Consider the following 13,868-nt stretch of genomic DNA (forward strand, 5'->3'; position numbering starts at 1 on the left):
TATTTATAAACCAAGAAAAGCAATGAGGCAGCCCCTCTGCAACTAACAAAATAAATCTGCCCCTTTTTTTAGTTGAGGTACAGAAGACCCTATCTCCACTGAGGCTGTATCGTTGGTCCCAATTGTCGCTTTTGAACCTATTAGATCGCAAAGTAACCATTAGCGTGCCGCGCGTCGCTCAACCATGGACTTTATATACTTAAGCTTCTCTAAGATAAAGTCAGAAAAGTTCGATGCTAACACCTCAAACCCATCCAACTCTGAGCTAACCTCTACAACTTGCCAATTATTCTTTGCGTCAAAAGCATATAGCACGTCGCTCGAACTCCCACCGATTATATAAACTCCTTCATAACCCTCAATTTCCCGACCGCATATAGTTGAATATTTTTCCGGACCATCATCAACGTAAAAAGCAGCGTCTAGTTCACCGAATCCAAAATTTTCAAGAAACTCAAGATAATCAGTAGGCACACTTTTTCGGTCCATTTCTTCAACACCGCTCAGTATGGCATCAACATTAAAAATACAGTCACCACAATCCCCCTCAAAAAGCTCAGCGGATGTTATTTCGTCTATAAGACGTCTTATTTCTACTGAATTCATCATAGTTATTTACCAAATAAATTTTCTGCTCATAGCGCAAAAAGTTGGCAGATTTATTTATAAACTGAGAAAACCCAATAAGCCCGCTCCCTTTGCGCCTTACTGCCCCCTTTTTTTCTTTCTCAGAGCACTAGCACATTCAATAACCTCCAGCACTATCATCAGCAAACGATAGCCAAGACGCAGCAACACAACCGAAAACCTCATCGCAGGTGCGAGCTTGCAGTTCTATAATCGCCCGTCTTGCATCAGCAATTAACCAGCCAGTCGAGTTCAATGTCAGCCAGGCATAGTCCAAGCGACCCTCCGACATAAAACTTTCGAATAGCGTCGTTTTTACCTGAACAGGATCAAACCAGCCAGGCAAGCTCGCGCTCTCTGGTATTCGCATATTCTTATTGAGAACCTCAAAGGAACAGCTAGTTTCCCACCAGTTCCCTCTGGCAAACTCACTGGGAAAGTCTCCCATATATGGATTGCCGTCATAAGAATTACAGTCAAGAGGGGTCAATGTTCTAAACAGCTCTGCCTTGGGAAACCCCTTTGGGTCGTCACCTGTTTTCAGAGAGACCGCATCCAGCTCCGATAAGCTTTCAAGCCCTACCCTCGCCGCAAACTGTTCAAGATCTAACGTCACCCCATCATCCAAACTGATCGCCATCATCGCGATTACTCCAAACAATTGTGAAGGCGTTCTGGCGATCTCCGTCGTCATGCGATCGGAGCTTACGAACATCTTTACAAAACAAGGCTCCCGCTCCACGAACCAGTGCTTCCAATATCCAATATAGGTTGGACGAGAGCCGTCACTCCAGATTGGGACCAGCGCAGGTGGAAAACCAAACCATTGAGCAGGTGCCTCTAGAGTGCAAATGGGTGACCTGATTCTTCCGGCAGCACACGCTACCACTGCATCCGGCAGACTGAGAGCTTTAAGCGCGTTTTCAAAGTTCATATTCTTACCGTTTTGGCACCAGAGGAGTGGACCAGTCAGGAATTTCTATTCTGTGCAAAGGTGAGATGGGGCCAACCGCAACGAAAAAAGAGGAGACAGATTTATTTAAGCACTTAGCAAAAGAATAAATCTGTCCCCTTTTTTCTATACGCCAATCAACCCAGCAAAATATCCTGCGCATCAACAGCTTCTACTGAACCATTAGTAACCAGAACCCCCAAACCAAGCTGGGGGTCGAAGGTGGCATCAAAGATAAAACCGATTTCGCGCGCCCTGGTATTAAAAGCGGACATTACTTTAATGCACTTCAAAGAAACTAATCCATGCATATCGTCAACTGCATGGACTCTGGGCGCCTTGATATCGACCTCTTCAGCACCAAAGCATTCTCGGTATTCCTCAACCCTACCAAGGTAATAGTTGAAAACAGTTTCTTCTATCAATAAAGAAATCGCGATTTTATTTGAATCAAACTCTCGAAACGCAAGCCGCTGAGTTTCAGATATTGGGTCGCCATCAAACGTTTGAACAACAAGCGGCACCTCATGGTGGCATCCAAAAATCACTACATCGCACAGCCCGGTCCAAATCCCATCAAAAAGCAGCTCACCAAAATCACTACCTGAGACAAAACTCATTTTTAACCGCCTAAATAAAAAGGGGACAAATTTATTTATAAACCGAGCAAAACCAACAAATCTGCCCCTCTGTGTTTCACAAAATAAATCTGTCCCCTTTTTTGTTATCTTTTGTTTCACGACCGCGCCAGTATTGTTCATCTCCCCAAGGTGCACGAATCATGAAAGCCCCCCCACTAAACGTTTCGCTCTTGGACAGAAAACCAAATAAAACACTCCGAAGGTCGGTCTTGTCGACATAGTCAACAATGTAGTCAATAGCCCCCTCATTCGCCTCGGCTATTGACGCTGACATCTTTTCTTGTTGACCTGAAAACTCATAAGCCCGATGAGCAAAAAAACCTACAACTAAGAGAATTAGAATCAAGCTATTCTGTTGCAGACTATCCGATTCAAAATTTTGCTCTGCCAACGGACCATTTTGCATTTCACCAGAGTCCAGATAATACGCCAAGTGGTCCCCATCCACACTGCGATCAGACATCCACTGCCAGCAGAGATCGATAGCTTCCTCACACCTATCGTGAGTTAGGTTCGCGGACTCTAGATTCACTAAAGCGCGATCCAGCAATAGAAGAAAAATAGCGGCCTTCTTAGTCCAAACCATGCTGTCGATAACACCTAACAACTCGCTATTCTCCATGGAAAACCTCTCAGAAAAAGGGGACGGATTTATTTAATAACTGAGCAAGCAAATAAATCCGCCCCCTTTTTCCCACATGAATTACTACTACTTAGGTATATAGATATAGAATTAGCAACGAAAACAAACGAAAATATTATGGAGGACCACATCCTCATATAAACGCATCTCAAATCTTAAGTCAGAAACTGAAACGGTCCTCAAATACTGTCTGCCCCCCTATTCTGACGAAACATTGCCGCGCCACCTCCACGGGTACTACCTTGCCTAAAACCGGCATCATGGCCTTGTAGAACACCTTGTCACAGGCTTCATCTTTACTAAACGGTTGGGCTCTGCCCTCAGCGTCCGCAGTAATGTGGCAGCCCGCTACTAAATCAGCTGGCAGGTCTTTAAAGGCGACAGGCTTTTGAGTAGTGCCCGCCTGCGCCTCGATCATTTCATTGCAACCACCGGTTACGGCCCCTTCCTTAACGGTTTTTACAAAAGCAACGCGCTCGTAATCGGTACCGCTGAAAACAGTCTGATCGTTGACGCTAACGCGATACTGCGAAGGCTGGAGCATGATGGATTTGATGCAAAACTGTGTTGTGACCGGCTGATTATTCACCGAGGTCGTTGCCGACTTGCAACCCGGGACGGCGTTGGCGAAGCCACCGTTTTGCGCGCTACCTATGACCGGAATACGCTCCTGAGGCTGCGTGATGTCATAGGCATGCAGTTCACAGCCTCCACCCACAAACTGGAGTTCCGCCAGATAAACCTTGCCTTTCTCCGGCGTGAAAATGGTGCTGATCGGACCGCAACGATAACCGCGGTTGATACTTTCGCCAGTGGCGTAACCCGATACCTCGAATGGCTGATCGGGATCAGCTTGCACTTCCAACTGAGGGAAATGCTTCAAGGTCGCGCTGTGGGCCGTTTCGTTGAGCTTGGCAATCCAGCCGAACACTTTGCCGCGACCGGAATCCACCACTGTCCCCTGCACATCCATACGTCGGTCTGGGTCCGTCGCTCGCCTGATTGCAAACTCCACAGGGACGACATTGCCCGTCGCTTTCATGATCACCTTGGCGTGCTGCGCATCGACGACAACCTTTTTCTGCTGGAATTGGATACCGTCGCGAAGCAGGTTAGGAGAAGAGTCCCGGACGTTGGATTTGCAGCCGGATAACGTCAGAATCAAGCCAATAATTAGCAGCGTTGCTTTCTTCATGAATGCTCCAAGCGCATCATTGACGCTTAAAAAAGAAAAATAGAAAAAAGGAAAAAAAGGAAAAAAAGGAAAAAAGGGGACAGATTTATTTAAGTACTTAGCAAAAAAATAAATCTGTCCCCTTTTTTCTCAGCTCTTTTGCACCTTTCAACTCCTCAATGCTGGCAACGACAACACTTCATCGTACTGTGGCCAGTCTTCCCTTGCGCGTTTGAGCACACCTTGCATCAACTCGTCCAACTCAGGCACTGGCTGCTCGGGCGGCAATTGGTCAAAGGGCGCGGCCATCAGCGGATGATCAATCTGCTGAGGATTGGGCAAGCCTTCCCATTGGCGTAGACGCAGTATGTAGAGGATTTCCAACGGCACGCGCTCCATGTGGCATTCCTGATCGAAATCGTACGAATTCTTTTGGCTGTCTTTGCCGGTTTGCCAGGTGTGGCGGTCACATGCGGCCAGCAGGCAGGGCAACAAGTCGTCGGGGTTGGCGGTGCGCCAGTTGGCCAGTAGAGCTTCGTAGATAGGTTCATCATATGCATAGGCCGGCCACAGGTGCGATACATTCCCCACCCAATCGGCAAACACGCGAAGCATAAAGGCTTGGGCGCGGCGGTGCTGCTCTTCGTACTCGATCACCAACTGATGTTCGCGATTAAGCGCCGCATGAGTGAGATAGCCCTGATGGAGGACGGCATCCTTCCAGCCCAGGATCGCCATCGTGCCCATCATGTTGGCACCGGTTTGGATACTGTAGTTTTGCTGGCGAATATAGTTACCGGGGCGTTGATCGTACTGGTGCGCCCAAAAGTACAATTGCCAAACACCTACCTGGTAGTAACGCATCCAGTGAGCCAATTCTTGCAACCATTGCGGGTTGTCTGGTGCAGTGGCAAGTACTTTATAAAGTCTTACCCGCGCCATTTCTTCTGAGATGCTATCTGTCGCATTATTTTTATTTGGAACCATCATTGGATCAGTGGGTCTTGCATCCTTCCTAGTGACGTATTCGCGTATCGCGTTGACATAAAACGCGTCCTCAACATGCGGCCCTCTGGCGATGCGAGCAAGTACTGATTTGTAAGAGGGCCACCTTGGGTTCACACCCACGCGTTCAAATTGATTTATTTTTTGGGCCATGGTTCCACCTTAACTTCTGCTTGACCTGTTTTAGCGGGTGCTGGCAAACCGACTTTAACGGTAACGCCTTGGACTTTGACTCCATCTCTTCCCAGCGCGGATCTCAAGGCTCGAGCCAACGCAGGATCGGATTGGGTTATCGAACTTTTTTGCAACCACCCTCTCAATCTTGTCTCCGGATCCCCATGCGGCGTGCGTGCCGCATTCACACCGTTCACAGAAGACTTCGCATCCATCACCACCACGGTAATCGTATCGCCATTGATCGCCACCGCGCAGCCATCACAGCCGTGGTTGCTACCGTTCTGCAATGGCTTGAAATTGAGGCCGGTTTTTCCGTTGAGGGTTTGAAGGGCCAGTTGCTCGCCCAACACCCCATCATTTACAAGCGAACCGGTCTTCCAATTGGGAAGGTGCGACAGCGGGATACTTTCAAATGTCTGCCCAAACAGGTCTTCAACCGGGCTGACCTTGGGAGGGTTGACTGCATCAGGGACAACCTGCACCGGCCCTTTTGCACCAGTAAAAGTATCCAACTGCTGCGCAAGCTTCGCCTCAAACTGCCCCAGCTCACCGACCTTCCCCACTGCCCCCACTTCGCCAAGCCCTGGAAGGAGCAACGACCCGAGATCAATACTGTTCTTCGTCGCTTGCAGCGCCAGACCATAGCGATTGTTTTGCAGCTTGAAAACAAAATCCTGGCCATCCTGAGTGACCTTCCAGTCACCAATGATGTCCTGTGGATCCACAAATGGGTCGAGCGCGTTGTTGGCAACCTCCAATACATGGCCCGAAAGCAGGTCGTTCCCCATCGAAGCCATGGATTGAACCGTGGACCACACGCTTATACCCGCACCGGCTAGCGCTCCCTTGGCTCCGTCAAACGCCCCGTTTTTTCTACCGCTGAAATCAAGATTCAGTTTGTAGAAATTAGCCAGGTCAGTGGTGCCATACGAGTCGGGGTCACCGAGGTACGCAATATTGATATCCGCATTCTTGAATTCAGATGAATGCGTTTTGTTGTAGTTCTTTATCAGAGCCAGCGTCTCGCCGGAGGTATAACCCTTGTTGTCGTTCTCCAGAGTTCCAACCGTGGTGTCATACCGATCAGCCAACGGCGCCAATGCTTTCCCCAGATACTCCAGTGTCACAGCATCAAACTGGCTGTCCGCTCCACCAATTGTCTTGTTCCAATCTGCATCGGTATAAAACGCAAACGCCCGCGCCATCTGCTGCTCGGCCTCGGCCTCGCTGATGCCCAACTGAGCAGCCAGCTTCGGCGCTTCCTGCTCGATCAGGCGTGCTTCGGTGGGGTGGGCCTGGCGGTTGTATTTTTCTACGTTGCTCGCGATATTCGCGCCACTCGCCTGGGAGATGCCGCCCTTACCTACCGCCGCTCCCAAACCTGCTGCCAGCAAGGCATTAAAGGCATCCCGGCTGTCGATACCGATACCGCCGTCTTTAAGCACTTTGTCCATGGCCGGCATGATTGTCGCCGAGGCTCCCGCGCTCAGCGCGCCCCCGGCGGCCGTGCCGCTGGATAAGCCTTGCGCAGCGCCGGCCAGGCTGTGGAGCAAGACGCGCGCAGCACCGCCCTCGCCCCATGTGGCCTGAAGCGTTTTGTCTTTCTGGCGCGTCGCCTCTGCCAACTGTTGGTCGGCGTAATCGCCAATTTTCTTATACGTGTCGGCGGCCGTGGTGTTCGCCACCAGCCCCACCGCCGTGGTGCCCCCAACGCTGCCCAGACCCGCCGCAATCAAGCCCGCGGCAATATCAGCCATGAAACGTTTGTCACCGCCCACGTCCCAGCTCTTGGCATCGGCGATTGCAGCATTGCGTTCTTGCTCGGTCGAAGCGTTTCGAGCTCTTTCACTAGCAGCCTGTTGCTGCGTACTGGCGACTTCGGAGATGACCGTCTTGGATAAGGCAACGGTGCTTTGGATCAGCTCGATCCGCTCCTCCATTGCCTTTTCATCTGGACGGTCCAACCGCGAATTGGCGTTGTCGGTGTCCCGGCTCAGCCCCACAAGATCATTGGCCCCTGCCGCATTGCGGACCGTGATCGTGCCTTCGCTGACAGCACTGCGCGTTGTGCTGTGGTCGGAATCCTTGAGCGACAGCGGAACGCTGCCACCAAAGGTGGTACCTGGCTTCAAGTCGCCATAACCACTGCCATAAGAGACGTTGAAGCCCGCAGACTGGCTCTTGATCTCACTGACGTTCTTGATGTCACTGACGATCAGCCTGTCCGTGCTCAAGCTGTTCTTATCGGCCGTGGCCTCGCTGGCAATCACCGAGCCTTGCAGCACGGTGTTCTTGCCCACGGTGATGTTGTAACCGTCCTTGCCGGCGAACAGACCGCTTTGATCAGTCACCGCCTCGTACTTGCTGTTCATGTTGCTAGCGGCGATGTTGGCGGTCGCCGTCACCGTTTCGCCGTAACAGAACGGCGGTACACAGATGCTGGCGCCAAAGCCGCCGCTGGTTTGCTTGTTCTTGTGCTCGGACGTGTCTTGCCGCGAAGCGATGTTCAGGTCACCGCCAACCAATGCCTGGATGCTGTCGGCATGGATCTGTGCGCCAGCCAGGGTCGTGTCATTTCCGCTCTGCAGTTTCAGCGAGCCCGTATCCAGGGTGCTGTTGACCTGCGTGACGTCGTGACCGCTCCCCTTGCCTTTGGCGAGCTGGGCACCCAGGTCGAGGGTGAAACCGTTTTGCGAGCCGATGTTGAAGCTCGCCCCGATGGCGGTCTTGTTGTTGCTGCTATGGTTCTCACGATCTTCGGTGTTTTGTGCACTCTCGAACGTGATGTCGTTCTTGGCCAGCAGCAGCGTATCGGCCGCCTTCAGCTTACTGCCGAGAACATGGATATCCCCGGCGGTCCCGGCAGCCTGGCCTGACGCAACGATCAGCAGGCTGCCGCCACTGTTGACGGTGGTCTGTTTGGCGGTGGTGCTGTCGTATTGCGTAGTGCTCTTGCTGTGGGTGCTGGCCAGCTCCGTCCCGATCTTGAACACGGCACCACTACTATTTGGGCTGCCACTGGCGGCCGCAGCAAGATCGTCAACCCGATCGCCCATGCCGTTGAGCGCCATCAGGGCTTGTGCCCCCTTCACGGCTTTCAGACGACCATCATCGGCGTTCCGCGCGGCCTTCGCGTTGTCCCGGATGCTCTTCACCGTATCGACAATCGCCCCACCCACCACGCGCCCTACGGCGAGACCGTTGGATTTGTCCGTGCTGCTCTGGCTGGCACTTTCCATACCGGCAGCCAAGGTGACGTTGGAACCCGAGAGGTTGGTGTTCTTGGTACTGACCAGATCACTGGCCACCACACTCAACTCGCGCCCAGCCGTGAGCGTTACATTGCCGGCACTGGAGCCAATCGTGCTGCCGGTAAGCGTGGTTTCTGTAGCCGTGCCGTTGTGCTTCTGACTGTTGATAAACAGATGCTGGTTGCCCGTCATGTCATCCAGGCCCAGCTTGTTACCGGTCAGCACACCTGTCAGGTCACGATTCTTTTCCTTATGCATATCGGTGCGCGAGAAGGTGTTCTGCGCCGCGTCGATGGTCAGGTCGCGCCCGGCCTGGACTGCCAGATCACCGGTACTGACCAGGGACGAGCCCGTCACTTTCACATCTTGGCCGCCCGCGACCGTAACCGTCTCGCCGGAGACCATGCTGCCCACCGCCGTGGTGCGTTTCTCGTCGACCTTGTCCTGGACTTTGCTCGACTTGAACCCGCCCCAACTGCTTTTGCTTTCCTTACGCTCATGTCGAGCGCTGTCGGAATCCGTCACGGCAAAAATCTGAACATCCTTGCCTGCGACCAATTTCGTCGCACCTTTCTCGGCGGTAACCGCGCTACCCGCCAACAGCAGGTTTTCTCCCGTCACCAGTGTGCTGTTGCCGCCAGAACTGACCAGGCTGCCCACTTGGGAGGTGCTGTCCGTTTCATCCAGCCGGAATTTCTTCCCGGAAGAAGACTTCTTGGTCTTGCTGTAGAAGCTGTAGTCCTGATCCGCAGCGGCCTTCAGGGCGAGGTTGTTACCCGCCACCAGGTACGCCTCATTCCCCGCGTTGACCGTACTCGCTACCAACGTGAGATCCTGCCCCGCGCTCAGCGTCGCATCCCCGCCCGCCTTGAGCGTGGTGGACACCTGCTGGACATGATCCTCGATGCTCTTGACCTTCTTGCTCTGGCCATACGAATGCTGTTCATTCGCCGCGGGCCCCAAGGTCAAGTTCTTGGTAGCGACAATGGCCAAGTTCCGCTTGGCTTCGACCTGGCTAGCGATCACCTTGAGGTCACCACCCGCAACGGCCTGAAGATCGCGTCCAACCGTAACGCTAGAACCATTCTGGGTAATGGTCTGGTCTCGATGTTTGCTGCCCTGCGTATGGCTGTCCACCTGCTCGGCGGCGGTGATGTTCATATTTCGGGCTGCGCGCAATGTGGTGTCGTTACCACTCTTGAGCACACCACCAACATTGGCGATATCCCGCCCAGCGCCCGCGCTCAGGTCATGACTCGCCTCAATCCGCGCCGCACTGTCGGCAAATTCGCGTTGCTCAGTCTTGTAGCCGGTGCTGCTGGCATGCCGAGTAATGGTTCGCTCATTGGTCAAATCACCCGCCACGGCAACAACACTGACATCCCGCCCAGCAATAACCCCGCCAGCCCGGTTGGTAAGATCCTTACTCGCCAACGCCTCAAGCCGATTCCCCGCCTCCAGCAACCCGCTGCTAACCAGACTGTCGCCCGCCGTCGCCCTCAGGTTGCTGGACGCGCGCAAGGTGCCCGCATTGTTCAGGTTTTTACCGGCGATCAGGCTCACATCGGAACCCTGAATCAACGCCCCATTAGCCGCCAGACGATTATTGGCCTGGGCCAGATAAAGCACCGGCACCAATACCTGTTGATCGTTCACCGTCCGGGTCTCCATCCAGACGATGTCATGGGTCAGGGCCGCAACCTGTTCGGCGGTCAGGCTGACGCCCAGGGACAGGGCAAGTGCGTCCTTGCTGGCGATGGCGTTGTTCATCAGGTACTTGAACATGCCGTCGTCGGAGGTCTGGCCGTCGAGGAAGCGTTGGCCCGTACGGGCGATCACGGCTTGCTGGATCAGGCGTTGTTCGTAGAAGCCGTCGCCCAGGCGCTTGGCGGCGGTGTCCGGGTCGTAGCCCAGGTTTGTCAGCAGGTAATCGGAGCTCATGAACCGGCGCATGTCGGTCAGCGCCGGGTTGGTCTCGATCAGGTACTTTTGCGGGTTGGCCTGGAACGAGCGATCCGGCAGGCCACGCACTTGCGTCAGGCCCGTGCTCTGGGTCGGCGTGGTGGAGCCGTCGCCGCTCATGCGGAACAGGCCGTTTTGCCCGGTGGGCAAGTCAAAGCCCGGCAAGGCCAGCGGATCGACCTGTTGCTGAGTCAGGTTCGGGGGTAGCTGCCGATTGACGCTGATGCGGGTCGAGAAGGCGTTGTCGGCCTGGGTGTCGGTGCGTGGGCCAGCGCCAACGTAGTTGTAGCCGCCACGCACGACGCCGCTGTTGAGGTCGCCCTGGGTAGGAATGTCGATGGCGCCACCGGCCTGGATAATCGCGGCATAGGTCTGGTTATCGGTCGTACTGGTCTGGGTGCGAAACTGCAGAAACTCAGTCTCGGTCATGCCGATGAAGCGGCTCATCGCTGCTTCAAGGTCACCCAGGTCGTTGGCGTTGTAGCCCGGGCTCTGCAACCAGTATTTGTTGGTGAAGTCATTCGCGGCGACGCGCCAGCCACTCGGGTGGCGCGTGCGTTGGGACCTGAAGGTGCGCGAGGTTTCGGTCTCGCCAGTCTCGATGCCGATGTTGTTCAGGCTGACGAGGTTGGCGGTCAATGCACCGCCGACGCCGATGCTGCTGCTCCGGTTGGTCAGGGTGTCGCCCTGGATATTCAGGTTGCCGCCGGTGGTGATGCTGGAGGCGGCGCTGGCCGCGGTGACTTCGAACTTGTCGCGCTGGATGATCTGCCAGACGTGGTTTTGCTTGGGGCCGTCGCAATCACCTGGGATGCAGGCCACCTCCCTGATCGAGGCGGTGTAGATGCCTGCATCGTGGGTGGTCAAGATCTCGCGGACGTTGTCGATAGTGCTGGCTGCCAGGCGCATGTTGCCGTCGCTCTGCAGCGAGCCGGAGCTGTTGAGGATGCGGCTGGCACGGGTGCCGAGGCCGTCGCGATCAATGTTCAGGTCACCCAGGCTGTAGATATCGGCATAGCGGTTGGTCAGGCTGTTGACGCGCAGGCTGGTAGTGCCGCCGCTGAAGATCAATCCGTGTTCGTTGAGCAGGTCGCCGGTTGTTACACCGAGCGCCCCGGCACTGCCCAGCGTGCCGTAGTTGTTGACCATGGCGGCCGTGACGCTCAGGTCCGCCGCCGAGGTCAGGCGACCGTAGCTGTTGAGGACGCCATCGACCACGACGGTTGTGGTGCCGCCACCCGCGATACTGCCGTTTTGCTCCAGATTGATCAGTGCGGCCTTGAGGCCCAAGGTGCCGAGGCTGCTCAAGCGGCCGTTGCCTGCATAGGCACCGGTCAGTTGCAGGTCGATGGCTCCATCGCTGCCGATCAGGCCGTCAACCCGCCAGTTGCTGCCACGGCCCACCATGCTGTCGGTACTGAGCAACTGGCCGGTGGCGGTCTGGGTCAACTGGTCGACATCCACGACCAGGTTCCCGGCCTGGATCGCCGTGCTGTTGGTCCAGCGATCAGCCGTCACCGTCAGGTTGCCGTAGGTCACCAACTGGCCGCCGGCCTGCCCCAGGTTGGCCTGGCTGATGCCGAACACTCCCAGGCCAGTGTGCAACAGCTTGCCACCCACGTTCTGAATGCTGCCGGTGTCCAGGCCGACATTTTGGCTGGCGGTTTCCAGGGTGCCGTCGTTGTTATCGAACAGGCCACCGATGTTGAACACCGTGGTGCTGTTCTGGCCCAGAGTGCGCAGTTGGCCTTTCAGGTTACTCAAGCTGGCGGCCAGGATATCCAGGCTGTCCTGGCTTTCGATGATGCCCGCGTTGTTGTTCAGCGCGCCCGAAAGGTCAAAGTCGATGCGACTGGCGCTGACCTGCCCACCGCCGCTGTTGTCCATGCCCCGGCCAGTGACCCAGACCTTGCCCGTGGCGTATATCCCGCCGTTGCGATTGTTGATATTCGCCGCTGCGTTGGTGACCACGACATCGCCGGCTTGCGCAGCGATGCGTCCGCCGTCGTTGAACAGCCCAGCCAAGGCTTGGATGCTGAGTCCTTGGGCCTGGATCGTGCCGCCCTGGCGGTTCACGTCATAGCCGTTTTTCAGCACACCAGTGGTGCGTGCCTCCAGCGCGGCCTTGACGCTGGACAGCACGCCGCCACGGTTGTCCAGGTTGGTGGCGAAGACATTCAGCTTGGCGTCCTTGGCGATGATGCTGCCGCCCTGGTTATCGATGTCGCCGGATACATCCACGGTGACCAGGCCCTCGCCTTGCAGCGTGCCTTTAGCGTTATTCAAACTGGCAGCATCGAACTCGACCTCAGCAGCACGGCTGGCGAGCAGGCCTTTATCGGCGTTGTTGACCTTGCCGGTCGCCGTGACCAGCAGCTTGCCATTGGCGGCGACGGTGCCTTTGTTGCGGTTGTCCAGGCTGTCGGTGCGCACGGTCATGACGCCTTGGCTGGATAGCTCGCCGCCCCGGTTATTGATCGCGCCGGTGTTAGTGATGTCGAGGTTCTTGCCGGCCATGACCAGGCCGGTCAGGTTGTCCAGGCTGCCGAGGACCAGGGTCGCGCTGTTCAGGCTCGACAGTTCACCTGCATTGTTTTCCAAATGGCCCAGGTTGGCCGTCAGCAGGCCCTGGCTATTGATCAGGCCGCCCTGGCTGTTGAGGACCTGATCGGCGCTCAGGTGCAGTTCGGTGTTACCCAGGATCCGGCCTTTATTGCGGTTATCCACAACGTTGCCGGTGACGGTGGTCTTGCCCTGCCCACTGAGCGTGCCGCCCTGGTTGTTCAGCGCTGCGGTGGTCGTGACATTCAGGTCGCGACTGGCGATGACGGTTTTGCCGGCGTTGTTCAGTTGCTTGGCAATGAGGGTGACATCACCCGTGGCATTGCGGCTGTTATCGGCGTTGACCCCGGCTTCGATAATGCCGTTGTTGCTCAGCGTGCCACCGCTGTCCAGGTGAATGCTGTCGCGCGCTACCAGGTTGTTCTGGCTGGTCAGGTCGCCCTGGGTCTTCACGTCCAGGCGGCTACCGGCGTACACCTGCCCCTGGGTTTCCAGGCTTTTGGCCTCGATGTCGACGGCACCGGCAGCAGCCGTCTGCGCCAAACTCAAATGACCGTTGGCGTCGAGTTGGATGTCGCCGCCACTGGCAACCATCTTGCCGTCCAGCTTCACGCCAACCCCGGCCTCGGTCCCCACCAGCTTGATGGCGCCAGCGTACATACCACCCAAGGCCGAGGAGTCGATGGCCAATTCTGGTTTCGCACTGCCGTCATCGGCACGGGCAGTGGCGTTCAGGGTATTGGCGTTGACGTCGTTGCGCCCGGCCACGATGGTCAGGTTCTTCGCCTGGAGCTCGGCATTGATCTTGGCGCTGCGGGTGATGATTTCGAAGCGGTCGACGTTGTTCGCGTTCAGACCCGCGCCTTCAATGGCG

The 13,868-nt window shown here is 55.6% G+C and carries 7 protein-coding genes; all 7 read right to left on the reverse strand.

Going from position 1 to position 13,868, the window contains the following annotated elements; translation table 11 throughout:
* Positions 1-159 precede the first annotated feature (159 nt).
* Positions 160-609 (reverse strand): SMI1/KNR4 family protein, encoded by a 450-nt coding sequence (locus AC09SL_RS26885; protein ID WP_058546208.1) that lies wholly within the window; start codon positions 607-609, stop codon positions 160-162.
* Positions 610-745: 136 nt separating this feature from the next.
* A complete protein-coding gene (locus tag AC09SL_RS26890; RefSeq protein WP_153387633.1) occupies positions 746-1,561 on the reverse strand; it encodes a hypothetical protein in 816 nt (271 codons plus the stop codon).
* Positions 1,562-1,716: 155 nt separating this feature from the next.
* Positions 1,717-2,199: a DUF6985 domain-containing protein gene (locus AC09SL_RS26895; protein ID WP_058546206.1), complete on the reverse strand. Its 483-nt coding sequence runs from the start codon at positions 2,197-2,199 to the stop codon at positions 1,717-1,719.
* Between the two features lie 76 nt (positions 2,200-2,275).
* Complete coding sequence (locus AC09SL_RS26900) at positions 2,276-2,842, reverse strand: Imm6 family immunity protein (RefSeq protein WP_064107063.1); 567 nt, start codon at positions 2,840-2,842, stop codon at positions 2,276-2,278.
* Positions 2,843-3,023: 181 nt separating this feature from the next.
* Positions 3,024-4,058: a hypothetical protein gene (locus AC09SL_RS26905; protein ID WP_058546205.1), complete on the reverse strand. Its 1,035-nt coding sequence runs from the start codon at positions 4,056-4,058 to the stop codon at positions 3,024-3,026.
* Between the two features lie 147 nt (positions 4,059-4,205).
* Entirely contained in the window at positions 4,206-4,871 is a 666-nt protein-coding gene (locus AC09SL_RS26910; protein WP_058546210.1) for a hypothetical protein, read from the reverse strand.
* A gap of 308 nt (positions 4,872-5,179) precedes the next feature.
* The coding region (locus AC09SL_RS26915) for a hemagglutinin repeat-containing protein (RefSeq protein ID WP_479571965.1) at positions 5,180-13,868 on the reverse strand (8,689 nt) is incomplete at its 5' end.

It is taken from the genome of Pseudomonas sp. PF05 (assembly GCF_056521845.1).

Excerpts from the sequence above, each read along its gene's own strand:
- AC09SL_RS26900 (WP_064107063.1), bottom strand. The coding sequence starts at position 2,842 with ATGGAGAATAGCGAGTTGTTAGGTGTTATCGACAGCATGGTTTGGACT.
- AC09SL_RS26905 (WP_058546205.1), bottom strand. The coding sequence starts at position 4,058 with ATGAAGAAAGCAACGCTGCTAATTATTGGCTTGATTCTGACGTTATCC.
- AC09SL_RS26885 (WP_058546208.1), bottom strand. The coding sequence starts at position 609 with ATGATGAATTCAGTAGAAATAAGACGTCTTATAGACGAAATAACATCC.
- AC09SL_RS26890 (WP_153387633.1), bottom strand. The coding sequence starts at position 1,561 with ATGAACTTTGAAAACGCGCTTAAAGCTCTCAGTCTGCCGGATGCAGTG.
- AC09SL_RS26895 (WP_058546206.1), bottom strand. The coding sequence starts at position 2,199 with ATGAGTTTTGTCTCAGGTAGTGATTTTGGTGAGCTGCTTTTTGATGGG.